This is a genomic window from Arthrobacter sp. Marseille-P9274 (genome assembly GCF_946892675.1).
Taxonomy (GTDB): Bacteria; Actinomycetota; Actinomycetes; order Actinomycetales; family Micrococcaceae; genus Crystallibacter.
In genome coordinates, this window is sequence record NZ_CAMPOV010000001.1 from 718,128 (window position 1) to 736,989 (window position 18,862).

The 18,862-nt window shown below is 67.3% G+C and carries 17 protein-coding genes; 6 read left to right on the forward strand and 11 right to left on the reverse strand.

Annotation, left to right across the window (positions count from 1 at the left end):
• Positions 1–2 precede the first annotated feature (2 nt).
• From OC550_RS03290 to OC550_RS03300, 3 genes are read right to left on the reverse strand one after another with little or no spacing between them, the layout of a single operon-like run.
• Complete coding sequence (locus OC550_RS03290) at positions 3–1,211, reverse strand: NAD(P)/FAD-dependent oxidoreductase (protein ID WP_262103877.1); 1,209 nt, start codon at positions 1,209–1,211, stop codon at positions 3–5.
• Between the two features lie 21 nt (positions 1,212–1,232).
• Positions 1,233–2,216, reverse strand: coding sequence for a PDR/VanB family oxidoreductase (locus OC550_RS03295; protein WP_262103878.1), 984 nt, complete (start codon positions 2,214–2,216; stop codon positions 1,233–1,235).
• A 12-nt stretch (positions 2,217–2,228) separates the two neighbouring features.
• Complete coding sequence (locus OC550_RS03300) at positions 2,229–3,407, reverse strand: cytochrome P450 (RefSeq protein ID WP_262103879.1); 1,179 nt, start codon at positions 3,405–3,407, stop codon at positions 2,229–2,231.
• 123 nt (positions 3,408–3,530) lie between these two features.
• Between OC550_RS03300 and OC550_RS03305 the strand changes: the two genes are divergently transcribed.
• Positions 3,531–4,448, forward strand: a complete 918-nt coding sequence (locus OC550_RS03305; RefSeq protein ID WP_262103880.1) for a LysR family transcriptional regulator — start codon at positions 3,531–3,533, stop codon at positions 4,446–4,448.
• Between the two features lie 42 nt (positions 4,449–4,490).
• Here OC550_RS03305 and OC550_RS03310 read toward each other — a convergent pair whose 3' ends face one another.
• The 3 genes from OC550_RS03310 to OC550_RS03320 form a co-directional block, all read right to left on the reverse strand.
• Positions 4,491–6,731, reverse strand: coding sequence for a cytochrome P450/oxidoreductase (locus tag OC550_RS03310; RefSeq protein WP_262103881.1), 2,241 nt, complete (start codon positions 6,729–6,731; stop codon positions 4,491–4,493).
• A gap of 11 nt (positions 6,732–6,742) precedes the next feature.
• On the reverse strand, positions 6,743–7,900 hold the full coding sequence (locus OC550_RS03315; protein ID WP_262103882.1) for a serine hydrolase: 1,158 nt from the start codon (positions 7,898–7,900) through the stop codon (positions 6,743–6,745).
• A 119-nt stretch (positions 7,901–8,019) separates the two neighbouring features.
• Positions 8,020–8,829: an SDR family NAD(P)-dependent oxidoreductase gene (locus tag OC550_RS03320; RefSeq protein ID WP_262103883.1), complete on the reverse strand. Its 810-nt coding sequence runs from the start codon at positions 8,827–8,829 to the stop codon at positions 8,020–8,022.
• Positions 8,830–9,138: 309 nt separating this feature from the next.
• On the opposite strand from OC550_RS03320, the gene OC550_RS03325 reads away from it, so the two are divergent.
• A complete protein-coding gene (locus OC550_RS03325) occupies positions 9,139–10,611 on the forward strand; it encodes an MFS transporter (RefSeq protein ID WP_262103884.1) in 1,473 nt (490 codons plus the stop codon).
• Positions 10,612–10,772: 161 nt separating this feature from the next.
• Here the strand turns inward: OC550_RS03325 and OC550_RS03330 are convergent, their stop codons facing one another.
• The 4 genes from OC550_RS03330 to OC550_RS03345 all read right to left on the reverse strand — a co-directional run bounded on the left by OC550_RS03330 (position 10,773) and on the right by OC550_RS03345 (position 13,235).
• Positions 10,773–11,438, reverse strand: a complete 666-nt coding sequence (locus tag OC550_RS03330; RefSeq protein WP_262103885.1) for a TetR/AcrR family transcriptional regulator — start codon at positions 11,436–11,438, stop codon at positions 10,773–10,775.
• Positions 11,435–12,004 (reverse strand): HhH-GPD-type base excision DNA repair protein, encoded by a 570-nt coding sequence (locus OC550_RS03335; RefSeq protein WP_262103886.1) that lies wholly within the window; start codon positions 12,002–12,004, stop codon positions 11,435–11,437. Before OC550_RS03335 ends, OC550_RS03330 begins: the two co-directional genes overlap by 4 nt.
• Positions 12,005–12,121: 117 nt before the next feature.
• The gene (locus OC550_RS03340) at positions 12,122–12,562 is read right to left on the reverse strand and encodes a glutaredoxin domain-containing protein (protein ID WP_262103887.1); all 441 of its coding nucleotides are present in this window, start codon (positions 12,560–12,562) and stop codon (positions 12,122–12,124) included.
• Positions 12,563–12,620: 58 nt separating this feature from the next.
• Positions 12,621–13,235: a helix-turn-helix domain-containing protein gene (locus OC550_RS03345; RefSeq protein WP_262103888.1), complete on the reverse strand. Its 615-nt coding sequence runs from the start codon at positions 13,233–13,235 to the stop codon at positions 12,621–12,623.
• Positions 13,236–13,282: 47 nt separating this feature from the next.
• On the opposite strand from OC550_RS03345, the gene OC550_RS03350 reads away from it, so the two are divergent.
• The gene (locus tag OC550_RS03350) at positions 13,283–14,155 is read left to right on the forward strand and encodes a trans-aconitate 2-methyltransferase (RefSeq protein ID WP_262103889.1); all 873 of its coding nucleotides are present in this window, start codon (positions 13,283–13,285) and stop codon (positions 14,153–14,155) included.
• Between the two features lie 43 nt (positions 14,156–14,198).
• Positions 14,199–15,161 carry an NAD(P)/FAD-dependent oxidoreductase gene (locus tag OC550_RS03355; protein WP_262103890.1) on the forward strand — a complete coding sequence of 321 codons (963 nt, stop codon included), beginning with the start codon at positions 14,199–14,201 and terminating at the stop codon, positions 15,159–15,161.
• 49 nt (positions 15,162–15,210) lie between these two features.
• Here OC550_RS03355 and OC550_RS03360 read toward each other — a convergent pair whose 3' ends face one another.
• A complete protein-coding gene (locus tag OC550_RS03360; RefSeq protein ID WP_262103891.1) occupies positions 15,211–16,371 on the reverse strand; it encodes an iron-containing alcohol dehydrogenase in 1,161 nt (386 codons plus the stop codon).
• Positions 16,372–16,646: 275 nt separating this feature from the next.
• On the opposite strand from OC550_RS03360, the gene OC550_RS03365 reads away from it, so the two are divergent.
• Positions 16,647–17,630: a helix-turn-helix domain-containing protein gene (locus tag OC550_RS03365; protein WP_262103892.1), complete on the forward strand. Its 984-nt coding sequence runs from the start codon at positions 16,647–16,649 to the stop codon at positions 17,628–17,630.
• A gap of 260 nt (positions 17,631–17,890) precedes the next feature.
• Positions 17,891–18,844, forward strand: a complete 954-nt coding sequence (locus OC550_RS03370) for a VOC family protein (RefSeq protein WP_262103893.1) — start codon at positions 17,891–17,893, stop codon at positions 18,842–18,844.
• Positions 18,845–18,862: the final 18 nt, after the last annotated feature.

Sequence of the window (18,862 nt, forward strand, 5' to 3'; positions counted from 1 at the left end):
AATTACCACGCTCCGATCAGGGAAGGCGTTTCCAGGGACTTCGGGAAGAGCAGGCGCTTGACCACGGCTTCCTCGTCCGTGCGGAGCCGGCGGAGTGCCGCCAGGTCTTCCTCCAGCCGCTCGGGATCCGACGAATGGTAGACCATCCGCTTGTTGTTGCTGGCGGTCGGGTTGACGATCTCGGTGAAGACCCGGCGGCGTTCACGGGCGTACTCATCCAGCACGGCGTCGTCGGCCTCGCCCCGGATAACCGCGGCCAGCGCCTCGGCAAGCACGTAGGTATCGAAGAGGCCGCTGGTCAGCCCGAGCCCGCCAGTCGGGTTGGTCGCGTGGGCCGCGTCTCCGGCCAGCAGCACCCGTCCGGAGCGGAACGAGGTAGCAGCCCGCTGGTGCATGCTGTAGGGCGAGAAGGCCTCGACGACCACGTTCTCCGGGTCCTTGACGATGGAGGCGAAGAAGCCGGGCATGCGCTCCGCGACCTGTTCTTCCGGCAGGGACGCGTCTTCGCAGTAGGTGTAGCGCCACAGCCCCGTCTCGCCGCTGTTATCGATCTTGGTGATGATCGCGCCGTACTGGTCGTCGATGAGCATGGTGGTCTGACTGTAGCCCGCAGCTTCGAAGGGATAGCGGATGTTGGTAGCCACGAAGCGCTCGGGCCAGGTGATGCCGTCGAAGTCGATGCCCTGGCTTTGGCGGACCCGGCTCCGCGCTCCGTCGGCACCGATCAGCCAGGAACCTGACGCCGTGACCGTGCCCTTCGCCGTTTCGAAGCTGGCAGTCACCGAGTCCGCGTCCTGCTCCAGCCCGACGAACTTGTGGTTCCAGAAGACCTCGGCGTTCGGGTAGCGGGACAGATGTTCAAGGGCGATCTCGACGAGGACGTTCTGGCCGAGGTGCAGGTTGTACGGATGCTTGACGTGTCCTTCGAGGGACTTGAGCCCGTAGTGGATCTCCTCGCCGGTCTTGTGCACCTTGTAGGTGTAGTCCTGCTTGAGGAAGCCCCTCGCGGTAGCATCCTCGAACAGGCCCAGGCGCTCCAGCCCGTCCAGGACGGACCAGTGGTACACCATGGCCCGCGGCGACTGCACAACCTCGGCCGCCCGCTCGAAAACCGCCACCGGAACGCCGGCCCGGGCCAAGCCCAAAGCGTTGAGGATGCCAACGGGTCCGGCTCCGATGATGAGGACGGGCTGCTGCTGCTCGTTGTTCATGCTGTGATGTCCCTGCCTGATCTAGAGTTCGAGTTCGATGACGTCGGACTTGGCCCGGGAGACACAGATCATCATCATCTCGTTGGAAGCCTTTTCCTCGTCGCTGAGGATGGAATCGCGGTGGTCGGCCTCGCCGCACAGGATGCGGGTCTCACAGGTTCCGCAGGTTCCTTCCATGCAGGAGAAAATCACGGGCGCCCCCGCTTCCTCGGCGACCTCGACGATATTACGGTCCGCGGGCACCTCGATTTCCAGTCCGCTCAGGGCGAGCCTGACCGTGAACGACGACGTTGCGGCCGTCAGCGCCTCAGCGTCCTTGGGCGCGAAGCGCTCCAGGTGCAATGTCCCGGCGGGCCAATCCGCCGTCGTGCTTTCCAACGCCCGCAGCAGCCCCTCGGGACCGCAGGCATAGATCTTGTAGTCCTCGCGGGGAGTCCCCAAAAGGGCGGCCAGGTCCGGGAAGCCGAACTCATCATCCGGGCGGATCTCGACTTTGCCGGGGTACGCGTCCGCGAGTTCCTTCCAGAAGCCCATCGAAGAGCGTGAGCGTCCCATGAAGGTCATCTTCCAGTCCGCGCCCTGCCGCTCTGCCGCCTCGATCATGGGCATCATCGGGGTGACGCCCACGCCTGCCGCGATGAAGTGGTAGGCAGGGGATTCCACCAGCGGGAAATTGTTCCGGGGGCCGGACACCTCGACGATATCGCCCTCGCGCAGTTCCTCGTGGATGTACCGGGAACCGCCCCGGCCCGCAGGCTCGTTCAGGATGCCCAGGCGGTAGGATCCGCTGGCCTCCGGCGCGCTGCACAGCGAGTACTGGCGGCTAAGCCCCGAGGGCAGATGGACCTCGATGTGTGCGCCCGGCTCCCATACCGGAAGATCAGTTCCCTCCGGGTGGACCAGTTCCAGTTCGGCGACACAGTCGGAGGCACTGCGCTTGGTCCGGAGCTGCAAGGGGGTGCGGTCCAGCACGGTCAGGGGCCGCTGCAAAGTTTCGGCAGTCATGTCGTCTTCTCCTTACTTCTCGAAACGAACGCGGACGTGGCTCCACCCGGTCCGGAGCGGCCGGCCGTTGGACACCGGTTCGGCGGCCAGTTCGAAGTTGCTGGTCTTGGCCAGGATTTGCGCCAGCATCGTCTGCAGCTCTGCCCGGGCAATGGGCGCGCCCATGCACTGGTGCGGCCCGTGGCCGAAGGTCAGGTGCGGGTTCGGGGAACGGTCCGCGCGGTATTCGTTCCCCTGCTCAAACTTGTCCTCGTCGCGGTTGGCGGAGTACACGTTCAGCCCCACCTTCGAGCCCTGCGGAATCGTGATGCCGTAGGCCTCGACGTCCTTGGTGGCCTTGCGGCCCGTGTGGTGCAGCGGCGGCGCCAGCCGCAGCAGCTCTTCTACGGCTGACTCAATGAGCTCCGGCTTGCGGCGCAGCTCGTCCTGCGCCTCCGGATGGCTGCCGAGGTAGGACATGATGGAACCGATGGCCGCGGTCGTCGTGTCGGCTCCGGCGGAAAAGATCTGCACGCCGATGGCGACCGCCTCTTCGTGCGTCACCGGCCGGCCCTCGGGCTCCAGCTCCAGCACGCCGGTCATGATGTCGATGGCAGGGTCCTGCGGGTTGGCGCGGCGGTCCTCGATGAGCGCCTCGACCGTCGGATTCCACAGGTTCTTGTTGACCTCGCGCAGGGCCTCGACGTCGTGCCGGACGGCGTCCGCCTTCGCAAGGCTGGCGGCCATGGTCTTCCAGGCATCGTCGGGCAGGAGCATGAACTTGGCCAACACCTGCTGCGGCACGATCGTTCCGAATTCCTCGATCATGTCGCCCCCTCCCGCTTCGATCAGGGGATCAAGGCTGCGGGCCACGATATCTTCGATGTCGGGCACAAGCATGGCCACCCGCTGCGGGGTGAAGTACTGCGCCAGGAACTTGCGGAAGAACGTGTGGGTCGGCGGGTTCTCCTGGATTGGGATGGACCGCATGAACTCCGGAAACTCCAGGAACGGCTGCCCGCTCGCGTAGGTCCGCCAGTCGCGGGAGCCCTTCTGCACGTCCGCGTAGCGCGTGAAGTCGTAGAAGCCGTCGTAGTCGCTGGTGAAAGCCAGCGGACGCTCCGCCCGCAGCCGGTCGTATTCGGAGGGGTAGTCGGTCACCTCAATCGGGTTCCAGTCGTCCTGAATCCGGGGGTTGGCTTCGATGGTCACGATGCAGCCTCCTTGCTCTTGTCGTGTGATAGCTGTCACTGATTTGAGACCACCCTAAGGTGACGCAGGCGACACAGCCATACTTTTACAACAAACCGAGCGGGTTAGACATACACTCAAAGTATGGATATTCGCCACATTCGCTACTTCCTGGAGATCAGCCGCCAAGGGTCGATCTCGAAGGCGGCCAAGGTGCTGCAAATGACACAGCCGCCCTTGAGCGCAGCGCTCAAGAACCTGGAGGATGAACTGGGCGTCAAGCTGCTCGAGCGCACGGCGCGAGGCATCGTCCCGACCAGGGCGGGCGAACTGCTGCTGCAGAAGGGCACCCGGCTGGTCGACGAGACGGACCAGCTTGCGCGGGAACTGAGCCGACAGGGCAAAGGGCTGAGCGGCAGCCTTCACCTCGCCGTCATCCTGCCGTTTGCCTGGGCGTATCTGCCCCGAGTCCTGGCGCGCTTCGGCGACCTCTCCCCCAATGCCGATGTCACCCTCACCGACGTCCAGTCGGCGACCGTCATCGAAGGCATCCGTTCGGGGAGCCTCGATATCGCCATCGTCGCAACCGGAGCCCCCGCCAAGCTGCGCACGATGTACCAGGAGGACATGGTGATCGAGCCCATCTCGAAGCTCTCGCTGTCCGCCGTGCTGCCGAACCGGTTCAAGGACTCCCCCAAATCCGTAGGCCTCGCGGACCTGATGGAGGAGACCTGGCTTCTGCCCGCGCCGACCATCCGGGTGCCGGGCATCACCGAACTGATGGTCGACTACTGGCTGGAGCAGGGGCTGTCCCTGCCCCGCATGAAGTCGGTGACGAGCCTGCAGACGACGTTGCCGCTGGTGGCTGCGGACATGGGCATCAGCATCATGCCGCCCGAAATCCAGCAGATCGCCAAGACCACAGTCGTCACCCGGCACGTCGACCCGCCCCTGCCGCCGCTGCACGTCGTTGCAATGTGGAGCTCGCAGCGGGCGCTGACCGAGGTGGCATCCAAGTTCGTCGAGGTCCTGCTCGGTCCCCGAGCGAAGCGGTCGCCCTAGCCCGGGAGAGCCGAAGCGACCGCCTGCCTCAGGCATAAATGCCTAGAGAGCGAGCTTCAGCGGGCAGCCGCCCTGGGAGCGCGAGACGCAGATGAACATGCTTTCGCTGCTCTCCTTCTCGTCGTCCGTCAGGATGGAGTCGCGGTGGTCGGGCCGGCCGGAAATGACCGGGGTCTCGCAGGTCCCGCACGTTCCCTCGTTGCAGGAGGAGAGCGCCGGCAGTCCTGCGGCCTCGGCGACTTCGAGGATGGACTTGTCCGCCGGTACGGTCAGCGTGACGCCGCTGTCTACGAACTCGACCTCGAACGCCACGTCCCCGGTCGTGTCGATGTCCTTCGCGACGAAGCGCTCCACATGGAGGCTCCCGGACGGCCAGTGGGAGGACGCCTTTTCCACGACGTTCAGCAGCGGTTCGGGACCGCAGCAGTAGATCAGCGTGTCCGGCCGCACCTCGGCCAGGTAGGCGCCGAAGTCAACGCGTCCGTCCGTGTCCTCGGGGACGAAGCGCACCCGGTCCCCGTAGCCTTCGAGCTCGTCGAGGAAGGCCATCGTGGAACGGGACCGGCCGCCGTAGACCAAGGTCCACTCCGCGCCCTCGCGCTCCGCCTGCTCGACCATGGCCAGGATCGGCGTAATCCCGATACCGCCGGCGATGAAGACGTACCGCCCCGCGGGCTGGAGGACGAAGTTGTTCCGCGGCTGGCTGACCGTCACCGTCCCGCCAGCGCGGACAGTCTCGTGGATGGCCCGCGAACCGCCGCGGCCGGCCTCTTCCTTCAGCACGCCGACGCGCCAGGCCTCCTGGTTCCCGCCCGGGGTGCACAGCGAGTACTGCCGGACGAAGCCACCGACATGGACGTCGATGTGCGACCCGGGAGTCCACGCGGGCAGCGGCGCCCCGGCCGGGTCCTCGAGGGTCAGGGAAAGCACGCCCTCGGATTCCTGCCGGCATTCGCTGACCCGAAGCTCCAGCGTCGCCGCGGGATCGGCGGGGAGTTCGACGGCGTGCTGCGGCGCTGCGGCCGCGACATCCCACTCCACGTCCAGGCTGCGGCGCACCGGCAGCAGCGCCATCCGGATGAAGTCGAGTCCCCAGTCCTTCGCCGGGCGCAGGCTCGGCAGGCGCTCGTACAGGACGTGCAGTCCGGTCGACCCCTGCACCCGGGCCAGCGGCTGGCCGAGGCAGGTGTGCCGTCCCTTGGTAAAGGCCAGGTGGTCGCGCGGGTCCTCGCGGTGGATATCGAACTCGAAGGGCCGGTCGTAGTACTCGGGGTCGGTGTTTACCGCGGACAGCGCGATCCAGATCATGTCGCCGGCCTTGATGTCGGCCCCGCCGATGGTCACGTCCACGTTGGCGCGGCGGGAGGCGAAGGTGGAGGACGGCCGGCGGCGGACGGTCTCGTCGAAGACCCGCTGCCACAGCCCGTCAGCCTTGGCATTCTCAAGCACCGCGGGGTTCTCGGTCAGGAAGATCACGGCGTTGGCCATGGCCTGGGCCGTGGTGTCCGTGCCTGCCGCGGAGAACTCGCCCAGGTGCAGGGCGATCTGTGCCTCGGAGAGCGAGTAGTTGCCGTCCCGGCCCTTGTCGCGGGCCATGACGGAGATCAGGTCGTCGGCCGCGCTCTCCCGCCGTTCGCGCACAATGTCCCGCAGCACCAGCTGGGCGGCGACGTAGCGGTCCCACACCTCGGTGCGGCGCGGTTCCGGCAGCGGCTCCTGCGCACTGGCCAGCACCTGGAAGAAGTCGTCGCGCAGCTGGCGCATCATCGGTTCCAGCTCGGCCGACAGATCCATCAGCGCCATCAGTGTCTGGGTGGTCAGCTCCAGGCAGTAGGCGTCCATCAGGTTCCCGCCGCCGTCGGCCTCGATGCGGTCGATGATCCGGTGGGCGCGGGCCTCGATCTCGGGCTGCAGTGCATCCATCCGGGGCTGCAGGAACGCCTTCTGCGCCACGCGCCGGGCAATCGTGTGCCCCTGCGGATCCGAGCCGACCAGGATCCGCGAAATCAGCTCCGCGGGCATGGTCTCGGCATGCTTCTCCGGCACGGTGATCAGGCCGGCGTTGGAGGCGCTCGAGAACTTCTGCCAGTCCGGCAGGATCATCTCGGCGTCGGCCCGCCGGGTAACGATCCAGGCGTTCAGGTACGGGAAGAAGAAGGTGGGCGAGTCGCCGCGCACGTCGGCGAAGTGGCGTGCCGGGTCGCGGTAGTAGTCGTCGCCCATCGGGTCGAAGTCGGGGGCCAGCGGGCCGCGTTCGCGGACCTGGGTGGTCTCGGTGCTCATGAGGGTTCCAATCAGAGGGCCGCGGAGGCGGCGATGGTGGAAAGCTTCTGGAAGCGCAGGACGTTGTCGCCCTCGTCCATGACGCCGGCGGTGAGGCAGACGAAGGTCATGTCCCGCTCCGGGTCGATCCAGAACAGGGTGGATCCGGCGCCGTAGTTACCGTGGGTCCGGGGGCTGGTGAACGGGCCGAAGAAGGACGCGTGCGTGCCGGTGCCGCTGAGCGAGAAGCCCAGGCCGAAGTTGCCCTTGGGCTCCTCCCAGCCTCGGGCACGGGCGATCATGGCGTACAGGTCATTGGTCATGTCGCCGGTCTGCAGCGTGGTGGCCGCGTCCAGGACCGCCGGCGCGATCAGCTGCCGGCCGCCGGACTCGCCCTTGCGCCGGATCATCTCCGCAAAGGCGAAGACGTCGGCCGCGGTGCTGACCGAACCGACCCACGGCATCTCGGCTTCCTCGTCCACCACCTCGTTGAGGATCTCGACGTCCCGGGCGGAGAGCCAGCCGCTGTCCGGAATGTACGCCTTGAGCGGCACGATCCGCTCCTGCCACTCCTCCAGCGGGCCGAAGCGGGTGTCCTTCAGCCCGAGCGGTCCGAACAGGTTCTTCTCGGCCAGGTCCCGGAACGAGTCCGCCCCGTAGACGCGGCGCAGCATTTCGCCCATCAGCGCGTGGTTGACGGCCGGCGAGTAGGTCAGGTTGGAGCCGGGCTCGTGGATGACGTCCAGGTTGCAGATCGCCTCGATCGTCTTGGCGAGGTTGCCCAGTTCTTCGGTGGGCAGCGGCTCGGGCGTGGCCGGCATGCCGGAGCGGTGCGTCAGCAGGTGCGCCAGGTTGACCCGGTCCTTGCGCAGGGCGCGGAAGCGCGAGGGGCCGAAGAACTCCGGGATGACGTCCACAACCCGGGTGCTCAGGGCCAGCTTTCCCTCGCCGAGGGCCTGGTAGACCAGCGCATTGGTGAACGCCTTGGTCAGGGACAGCACCCGGAAGATGCTGTCTTCGCGCATTTCGCGCTGCCCCGCCCGGTCCGCCCAACCGAGCGTGGCGTCCAGCGCCACTTCGCCGTGCCGGGCGACGATGACGCGCGCGCCGTCGTAGTCTCCGGCGCCGATGTCGTTGCGGATGGTGGTCTCGAGCAGTTCGAGGGTCTCGGGATTCAAGTCGTGGCTCATGGAGTCTTCTCCTGTGGGTCGCGGAAGTCTGGGGTGGGGGAAGGCGGGACGTACGACGGCGGTGCGCCGCCGCCGTCGTACGTTGCAGTGGCGCAGAGGTGCTTTGGGGCGCAGGCCTACTACATGTGCAGGCCGCCCGAGGGCTCGAGGGTCTGGCCGGTGTAGTAGGCGCCGGAGTCGCTGGCCAGGAAGAGCAGTGTTTCGGCGATTTCCTCCGGCCTTGCGGGGCGCTTGATCGGCTGCATGCCGATCAGCATGCCGGTGATCTCCTCCGGCTGCTGGCGGAAGAGCGGGGTGTCCACTGCGCCCGGGGCGATCGCGTTGACGCGGATGTTGAACGGGGCGAGCTCGGCGGCCGCGCCGCGGGTCATGCCCAGCACGCCGGCCTTCGACGCCGGGTAATACAGCGGCATCGGAACGCCGATCAGGGCCGCGGAGCTGGACACATTGACGATCGCGCCGCCGCCGGTGCGCTTGAGCAGCGGAGCCGCGGCCCGCATGACGTAGAAGGGGCCGAAGAGGTTGATCTCAAGCACGCGGCGGAAGTCCTCATCGGAGATGTCGCCTAGGAAGTCCGGGAAATACTCCTCGCCGGACTGCGCCGCCCGGAAGGAACGCACGTTGGACTCCACCAGCTTGTCGTTAGCCGCTTTATTCGGCGCGTTGACCCCTGCTGCGTTGATCACGGCATCGAGGCGGCCGAACTCGGCGTCCAGCTTCGCGAAGGCGTCATTGACGGCGGCGCTGTCGGTGACGTCCAGCGCGACGGGGAGGGAGCCTTCAATGGCGGCGAACTCCTTGGCCAGCGAAGCCTCGGAGAGATCCGCGCCGGCTACCCGTGCTCCGGCAGCGGCGAAGGCCCGGGCGGTGGCCAGGCCGATTCCGGATGCTGCGCCGGTAATGAACGCCACTTTGCCTTCGAGATTCATAGCCTGTCCTTCTTGTTGGCCGCCCTACGGAGCGGGCTTGGGTTGTGATCGTGGACACTAGTGTTGCAGTTCACAAGACATGTGTCTAGTCAAAACCCGGACCCATAGTTAAAAAGAATGCGGCTGTCCTATTGCCAGACGTATGTCCAGCGATATGCTGTTCTCGCTTCAGCTCCTTATGAGGCGCGTCACACCCTTTTCCGTGTTAGTCCTGTTTGCTTTCCATGCCGGCACCCCTGCCCGATCAGCGCAGCCGCTTCCCGCGCCGGCATCTTCGCGGCCCTGCGGGGCCATTCCTGTAGGAGAACCATGACTGCTCCCTTCACTCCGAGCGCCACGGCGGACCTGCCGCTGACCCGGGGCACCCTGCCCTGGAAGCGTGCGGGCATGCTGATGGCCATCACCTTTTCCGGCCTGCAGATGCTCAACGAGATCGGCGCCATGATGGCGATTCCGCTCTACCAGTCGATGAGCCTGGAACTGGGGCTGACTCCCGCCCAGGTTTCCTGGGCGCTGCTGTCCACGCTGCTGATGGGAGCGGCGTCGATTCCGCTGCTCTCCAAGGCGGGTGACCTGTTCGGCCACCGCAAGGTGATGATCCTCTGCATCCTCGGCATCCTGGCGGGCTACGTTATTTCCGCCGTTGCCTCCACCTTTGCCGTCCTGGTCATCGGGCGCGCGCTCACGGGCATCATGGCCGGACAGGCGCTAGTTGTCGGCATCATGAACGACAGGCTCAGCAACTTCGACCGCAAGAAGGCGATCGGCATCATCGCTGGCGGCCAGGCCATCGGCGTGACCTTCGGCTTCGGCCTGGGCGGGCTCATGGTCGTCCTGGGCGCCACATGGCGCACCACCTTCTGGATCGGCGCCGTCCTGACCGTCCTCAGCCTCGTCGGCATGCTGCTCTGGGGCTCCGACTCGGACGCCGTCCTGCGCAACCGCGGCCGTCAGCAGCGCCTGGACGTGACCGGCGTCGTCCTCCTTGGCTTCGCGCTCACCGCCATCTGCATCGGCATCAGCCAGAGCTCCGCCTGGGGCCTCTTCTCCGCCGCAACCCTGACCTGGGTCATCGCCGGTGTTGCCGGACTGGTGCTGGCGCTGATCGCCGAGTCCCGGAGCAAGCAGCCGCTGGTCGACATCAGCCTCCTGCTGAGCACCCGCCTGCTGCCGGCCTACCTGGTCTTCATCTCGCTGGGCATCGCCGGCATCATGCTGTTTAACTTCGTCATGGGCCTGGCCATGACCCCGCCGCAGCTGGCCGGCTACGGCTTCGGCCTGAACCCGCTGACGGCCGGGTTCCTGTTCATCCCGATGACCGTCGCGGGCATCGTCGTCTCGGTCTTCATCCCCCGCCTGCTGCACCAGGTCCCGCCGCGCGCACCGCTGGCCGCCGGCGCCTTCCTGCTGATGCTCTCCTTCATCTGGCTGTACTTCATGCACACCCAGCTGTGGGCCGTCATCGTCGGCATCCTGTTCTACGGCGTCGCCTACACCACGGTGCTGACCATCGCTATCTCGATCATCGCCGCGGAAGCCCCGGAGGGTAAGGGCGCGGGCACCGCCTCCATCTACGTCGGGATCGCGCTGTCCGCATCCTCCATCGGAACGGCCATCTACGCCGCGATCATCAGCCTGAACACAACGCCCGCGGCGCCGCTGCCGCCAGCCGGGAACTACAGCCTCGGCTTCCTCACCGCGGCGATCGTCTGCGTCATCGCCATTGCCGCGGCGTTCTCCCTCTCCAAGAGCGTGCGCCTGACCGAGGTAGCGAGCCACTGACCAGCCGCTGACTAACCACAAACCAGCCGCTGACCGGCGCCGGGAAGGCACGTAGGCCGGGAGCCCCTCCAGGGACTCCCGGCCTTGGCGCGGCTCCCGGCTTGGGTTCCTTCCGGACGCCATATGTCCGGGAGGAATTCCTCGGCCCGGATCTTCTCCTGCTACGTGCCGCGGCGGACAAACTCCAGCCACTGGGCCGCGAGCACTTCCTTGAGGATCTTCATATCGACGGGCCGCTGGCGGATGACGGCGAAGAAGAGTGTGCGATCCAGCGCCATCTGCAGCGTGAGCAAATGGAGCCGGGCATGTTCATGCTCGTCGGGATCCGGAAACCGCGAAAAAATCCTCGGCATGACTTTGTAGCTGTTGCCCAGCACCTTGATCCAGGTCTCGGTAACGAGCTCGTCGTTGGCCAGAGCCTGCTCCATGGTGTTGAAATCGCTGGCCCGCTCCCGCCACAGCTCGATGGTGCCGTCCAGCCAGTCCATGATCGCGCCCAGGTCCGGATCCTCAAGGGCATCCAGGCTCCGGTACGCGGCCAGGACGCCTTCCTCGCCACGCAGCATGAGCTCGGCAACCACCTCGGCCTTGCTCCGGAAGTACACGTAGAACGTGGCCCTGCTCGCGCCGGCGGCCTTGGCGATGTTCTCAGCGGTCGTCTCGTTGTAGCCGCGGCTGCGGAATTCCTCCTGCGCCGCCTCGATCAGCCGTTCGCGCGTCAGCTGCTTCTGGACTTCGCGGAGGGACTGGCGCGGCGCCTTCCCCCGGAGGCTCCGGCCGTCCGTTCCCTCGGAACCTCGCTGGTCCAGTATTCCGGAATCGCTCACTGCTTCTTCTTGGCCTTCTGCTCCTGCTTGTACGCGCGCACGGCCAGCAGCGAGTCGGAATCCCTGACGTCGGCGATGGACATGGTGACGCCCTCGCGCCCGTAATCCCCCGCGGCCTCCCGCCAGCCGGCGGCTTGGAGTCCGAACTGCTTGCCCAGCAGCGCGAGGAAGATCTTGGCCTTCTGCTCGCCGAAGCCGGGCAGCGCCTTCAGGCGCGTGAGGACCTCGGCCCCGTCCGGGTCCCCCGTGGTCCAGATCCGGGACGTGTCGCCGTCGTAATCGTGGACGATGGCGCGCGCGAGGTCCTGCACGCGGCCGGCCATGGACTTGGGGAACCGGTGCACGGCGGGCTTCTGCCGGAACGCCTCGAGGAACTCCTCGGGATCCATGTCGGCGACCCGCTGCGGGTCCAGCCCGCCGAGCCGCTCGGCCAGCTTGGCCGGACCGCTGAAGGCCGCTTCCATCGGGATCTGCTGGTCGAGCAGCATCCCGGTCAGCAGCGCGAACGGATTGGTCCCCAGCAGTTCGTCGGCCGCCGGTTCTCCGGCCAGGTGCAGGTCTGCCATGGTTCAACCCCTTGCTTCGGCTCTTTCGCTCCTGCCAAAGCTACCATCGACGCACCGCCCCCAAAGCGGCCGCCCGCGGCATGAACCGGCCGCTCGCTCCGACGGGGACGGGCCCTGCTAGCCTGCGGCCAACGCCTGCTTCACCAGGCCGGGGGCGGGATTGGTCAGCACCTCTCCGGCGAGGATGACGGTCGGCACGGTCTCGTTGCCGCCATTGCGCCGGCGGACGAATTCCGCGGCGGCGGCATCCCGCCAGATGTTGACCCATCTGGCCTTACGCCCCGAGGGCCCCAGCACAGCCATCATCCGCAGGCAGTACATGCAGCCCGGCCGCCAGAAGATCACCACCCCGCCGGTCCGGGCCGCTTCCTCCCGCAGCCTGGACCACGGCGTGTGCGGACCGCGGAAGGCCGGGCTGACCGCCCACGCGCCAGCCAGCAGCACTGCGGCGGTCAAGATCGTTGGCAACCACGCCTCGCCCGGTTCACGCAGCAGCAGGGCCAGGACGGCGATGGCGGCAAGCGCCGCAGCGGCGGCCCAACGGCTCAGGGGGTTCATCTGCCCAATGTACGACGGCGGCATCCGCCTTCGCTCCGGATCCCGCCTAACGTTCGCATCACTTCTTCGGCCTGTCCTTCGATGCGGGCTGCTTGGCGCGGTCGCCGTCCGGGCCGTGCAGGTGGGCGCGGTCGCCGTCGTGGTCGAAGATGGTCAGGATCTCGACGGGGCCGGCGTGCGCACCGATGCCGTGCGGGACCATCGTGGAGAATTCGGCGGCCTGGCCGGGCTCGACCAGGATGGTCCGCTCCCCCAGCTGCAGGCGGACGGTGCCCGAGAGTACGGTGAACCACTCGCGGCCGGGATGGACCTGCGGCTGCTCGGTCTCGCGGTCCGGCGTGATGCGCATCTTCGCCACGGTGATGCCGTTCAGCGCGCCCTCGCGGGACAGGAGCCAGGTGGTCAGCCCCTTCGCATGCTCGGGCTCGGGCCGGATGACGACGTCCTCGTCCTCGGCGGACTCGACGAGCGCATCGAGCGTGGTGCCCAAGGCGCGGGCGATTGGCACCAGCTGGTCGAGCGCGATCCGGCGGTGCCCGGTCTCGATCCGGCTGAGCGAGGACGGGCTGATGAAGCAGCGGGCCGCCAGCGAGTCCAGCGACCAGCCCCGGGCCAGGCGCAGGCCGCGGATCCGCTGGCGGATCACGGCATCCAGGTCAAGTTCTTGCGTCATGAGCAAGATTGTATGCCAAAGGAGCAGGAGCGGCCTACGGTAGAACCATGACGACGCAGCATCATCACCTTTCCGGGCAGGATCAACACGGGCACCGGCACGATCACAGTCACGAGGACTACGGCGGCAAGGCCGGCGTGGCGGAGCTGCTGGAACTCGAGGCGGCGGCCCTGGGGACCTACTCGGACGAGATCGCGGCCTGGGCCGCAGAGCTCGTCGCGGCAGCCCCGCGGACCATCGTCGATCTGGGCTGCGGCACCGGGGCCGGCAGCATCGCGTTGGCGCGGCGCTTCCCGTCGGCCGAGGTGACCGCCGTCGACAATTCCCCGCACATGCTCGAGCGCGTCCGGGAAGCCGCCGCCCGCCACAGGCTCGCCAGCCGCATCCGCACGGTGCCGGCGGACCTGGACGAGGAGTGGCCGGGCATCCGGGAAGCCGACCTGGTCTGGGCCGCGTCGTCGCTGCATGAAGTCGCGCGGCCGGACCGGATTCTGGCAGACGCCTTTTCCTCGCTGGCGTCGAATGGTTTGCTGGTGGCCATCGAAATGGACACCCTGCCCCGCTTCCTGCCCCACGACGTCGGACTCGGCGCACCCGGGCTGGAGCTCCGCTGCCACGAGGCCCTCGCCCGTGCCGGTTGGAACGCGCACCCGGATTGGCGGCTTCCGCTGGAGCGGGCGGGCTTCCGGATCGCGGCGCAGCGCAGCTTCACCCCCGAGGCGCGGCCGGGCGAGGCAGCCGGCCGCTACGCCGATGCCTTCCTGGCCCGCGTCCGGCGGGCCCTGGACGGCGAACTCTCCGCCGCCGACCGCCGGACCCTCGACCATCTCCTGGACGCCGACAATCCGGACGCCCTGCTCAACCGCAACGACCTGGCGGTCCGCGTTAGCAGCACCGCCTGGGCCGCCCGCCGTCCCTGAACACGACTTGCCCCGAAAAACCATCTGAGCCAAGGAGCCCACCATGAGCACTGATTTCACCCACGACGTCGCCGTCATCGGCGGCGGCGCAGCCGGCCTCAGCGCGGCAGTCGCCCTCGGACGCTCGCTGCGTTCCGTCGTCGTTATCGATGCGGGCGAGCCGCGCAACGCACCCTCGCACGCCGCGCACAACGTCCTCGGCCGGGAAGGCATCTCCCCGCTGGAGCTGGCCGCAACCGGTCGGCGCGAGGCCGAGCAGTACGGGGCGGAGTTCCGCGAGGGGCGGGCCGTCGCCGCGCGCCGCGTGGACGGCGGATTCGAGGTGGAGTACGACGGCGGTGCCTCCGTCCGCGTGCGGCGGCTGCTGCTTGCCACGGGACTGATCGACGAACTGCCGGATGTGCCGGGCGTGCGGGAGCACTGGGGAAGCAGCGTGCTGCACTGCCCGTACTGCCACGGCTACGAAGTGCGCGGCCGGCGGATCGGCGTGCTCGGGACCAGCGACCACAACATCCATCAGGCGCTCCTGTTCCGGCAGCTCAGCGACGACGTCACACTCTTCCTGAACACGATGCCCGAGCCGGAGGACGCCGCGTGGGAGCAGCTGGCCGCGCTGGACATCAACGTGGTGCGCGGGAAGGTCGAGCGGCTGCGCAGCGAGGACGACGCCCTGCGCGCCGTTGTGCTCGAGGACGGGAACGAGTACCAGCTGGACGCCGTCGTCGTCGCGCCCTGCTTCGTGGCGCAGGCCGACCTGTACGAGCAGCTCGGCGGCAGCCTGGCGGAGATGCCCCTGGGGCGGTTCATCGAGGCCGGCCCGATGGGCGAGACGAAGATCCCCGGCGTCTGGGCCGCCGGCAATGTCAGCAACCTCGGCTCCATGGTCGCCTCGGCGGCCGGAGCCGGTGTCCTGGCCGGCGCCGCCGTCAACGCCGACCTCGTCAACGACGACACCCGGGCCGCGGTCCGGGCACGCGCCGATGCCGCCGTCGGCACCCAAGGCTGATCCGCCGTCGTCAATGTCCGCGCCGGGAAGCCATGGTGCGACCGGCTGCTCAGCTGTAGATCTGTGCGTACAGCTTCTCGATCTCCTCTGCAGTCGGGATGACCGGGTTGTTTCCCGGGGACCCGGAGGCGAGCGCCTGCTGCGCCATCAGCGGGGCCAGCTCCTGCCACCTGGCCTGCTCGATGCCCAGGGTTTGCGGGGTCGGGACGTCCAGGTCCTTGCACAGGACCGCGAGCGCCTCGACCAGCCTGCCGGCGGCCAAGGCATCCGAATCGGCTTCGCCGGCCACGCCGTAGGACCGGGCACATTCGGCGTACCGGGCTTCGGCACCGCCGACGGAAAAGGCCGTGACCGCCGGGAACAGCATAGCGTTGGACAGCCCGTGCGCCAGGTGGAAGTGCGCGCCGATGGGACGGCTCATGCCGTGTACCAAAGCGACGCTGGAGTTCGAAAACGCGATGCCAGCCTGGGTGGCGGCGAACATCATCGCCTCCCGGGCCTGCCGATCCTCGCCGTTCTCATAGACCCTGCGGATATTGCGGCTGATGGTGCTGATTGCGGTCAGCGCCAGCCCGTCGGAAAAGGCGTTCGCCTTCCGGCTGACAAATGCTTCCACAGCGTGGGTCAGGGCGTCGACGCCGGTGTCCGCCGTCAGCCGCGGGGGCATGGACACCGTCAGTTCGTAATCGACGATCGCCGCGGCCGGCAGGAAGGCCTGGCCGGTGCAGAGCATTTTCTCGTCGGAGGCGCTGTCGGTGATGATGGTGAACTGGGTTGCCTCCGAGCCGCTGCCGGCGGTGGTTGGAATTGCGACCACCGGAAGGGCGGGACCGCGGTTGTCCCGGGGAGCCTTGTAGTCGCGCATTTCTCCGCCCTGGACGGCGAGCAGCGCGAGCGCCTTGGCTGTATCCATCGGGCTACCGCCGCCGAGGCCGACCAGGCAATCGGCCCGGTGGGCCTGGACCGCCTGTACGCCGGCAACCAACGAGTCGGTGGTGGGATCCGGAACAGTCCCGGCGAACAGCCCTGCGTCCAGGCCCGCGTTCCTTAGTCCGGCCAGCAGCCTTTCGGCGAGACCTGTGCCGACGAGGAAGGAATCCGTAACCAGCAGGGGCCTGGCGGCGCCCAGACGGGTCAGAACGTCAGGCAGTTCTTCGATGGCGCCTCCGCCCACGCGCAGGTTGCGGGGCAGCATGAGGGATGTAACCACGCTTGATTCCTTTCTACCGGTCTGCCGGGATATGGCTTGCACACTCAGAGCCTACAAGTGGCATGCGTCACTGCGATCCTTACAGCCTGCAGAACGCTGTCGAATGCGCGCACTGCCCGCCAGGCGCTGCTGCCCCAAGCCCGCGCCCACGGCAATGGACGTACATTTTGTGATGTCCGGCACAGGAGACGCGCTAGAATGCATCAACCCGCCGGCGTCGCGGCCCCGCGGGACTGCACGAGGTTTCAACCAGGCATTCCAGGGAGGGAGTGTGCGTGGCTCAAGCCAACTCAGCAGGACCCGTGTCGCGCGGTCCTGCACTGGACCAGCCCGTGTCGTCCGTCGGCTGGCGGGACACGGTCGCCCGATCCCTGCTGCACTTCGATTTCGATTTCGACGAGCCGAAGTCCTTCACCGGAGCGGTGAGCAGCAGGCCGTTCGCGGACCTTGAGTTCATCAATATGGCGTGCGGCCGGCACGCGGCCTACCGGGACGCCTCGAAAATCAACCAGAGTCAGCGCCCGGAATACCTGCTGACGCTGCAGCTCTCCGGCGAGTTCCGCCTCACCCAGGATGACCGGACGGCCATCCTCAAGCCGGGCCAGTTCGCGTTCTACGACTCCAGCAAGCCGGCGTCGGTTTCCAGCAGCGACGACTACCGGTCGCTCTGCTTGAAGTTTCCGAAGAAACTCGTGGCAGCCTCGGGCGAGGCACTGGACGAGCTCACTGCCACACGCCTCGACGCCGATTCAGGCCTGGCTCCCTCGGTGTGGGCTTTGCTGAGCACACTCAGCGAGACCGTCGATTCGGTTTCCAACGTCAACCGTTATTCGACCGTCAGCAGTGTCATGAACCTGGTCGGAGCGATGCTTGCCAGCCAGGCCGGCGCTCCCGCACCAGTACGCCCCGAAGAGACCCGCGTGTCCCTGCTGCGACGTATCCACGAGTACATCGACGAGCATTTGGGCGACCCGGAACTCGGTCCGCAGGAAGTCGCCGGCGCGCATTTCATATCGGTGCGGTACCTCCACAGCCTCTTCCAGGAGAGCGGGACCAGCGTCGCGGCATCGATCCGGGACCGAAGGGTGGAGCGCTGCCGCATCGACCTGGCCGACCCGGCACTCACCCACGTGCCGGCCGCCGCGATCGCCCGCCGCTGGGGCTTCAAGGGCGCCTCGCACTTCGGCCAGATCTTCAAGGCCGCAACCGGGCTGACACCGGCTGAATTCCGGCACCGCGCCGGCGCAGGAATCCGCTGATCCCGCCCCTCTCCTGACGACGTCCAACCGGCCGCCGACTCCATTCCCCTGCCCAGGGCGCCCGGCCGCACCATCCACCGGCCGTCCGCCAGCCTGCCTCTTTCCCCACGCGCCGTCCCGCGCCCTGTGCTCCGCCAACGCTGCACGCATTCGACATTGCAGCTCACTCTCACGTGATTTCAGTGGCACGGATCACAACTACGGTTGGTGCCAAGCCCGTCAGCAAGACCCGGGTTCAGAACATGTCGAAGGAGACAACCATGACTTACATCGAAGGCTCGCACCACGTGACGCTGTCAGTCGGAGGCGCGCAGGAGGACGTGGACTTCCACGTCAAGACCCTGGGCATGCGCTTCATCAAGCGGACGGTGCTCTTCGACGGCTCCAAGCCGATCTACCACCTGTACTACTCCAATGCCAACGGAGATCCCTCGTCGGTCGTCACCACCTTCCCGTGGGCCCAGGCCGGCCTCCACGGCAAACGCGGCACGAACCAGGCCCGCGAAGTACTTCTCTCCGTACCCGAAGGCTCGCTGGACTTCTGGCAGAAGCGCCTGACCGAGCACAAGGTCGAGGTCGAGAACATCGAGCGGTTCGACCAGCGGCGCCTGGCCTTCCGCCACCCCTCGGGCATCGAATACGTCTTTGTCCCCACCGTCGGCGACGAGCGCGAAGGCTTCGCCGGCAACGGCGTCCCGACCGAACACGCCATCCACGGCATCCACGGCGTCGGCATCCATGTCACCACCCCGGAGCGCATGGTGGATTTCGCCAATGACACCTTCTTCTCCCAGGGCAACCTCTCCGAAGAAGGCGACCTCGCCCGGTTCCAGGTGGGCAACGCCAAGTACGGCAACCACGTCGAACTGACCGCGAACATCAGCGAGGACCAGGGCACCTGGCACTACGGCTCCGGCACCTACCACCACTTCGCCTGGAACCTGGACACCCTCAAGAACCAGGACGAGGTCAAGTTCGGGATCGAGGGCGCCGGCTATACCGACATCTCCGAGCTCAAGGACCGCAAGTACTTCAAGTCCGTCTACGTCCGCACCCCGGGCGGCGCCCTCTTCGAACTGGCCGTCACCCACGAGGACGGCGGCTGGACCTGCGACGAGTCCCCGCAGGAACTGGGCAGCGCCTTCCAGCTTCCGGAACAGTTCGAGCACCGCCGCGGCGAAATCTTCGAACAGCTCGAGCACATCGACGTCTAGGCACCCGTCAGACCAAGG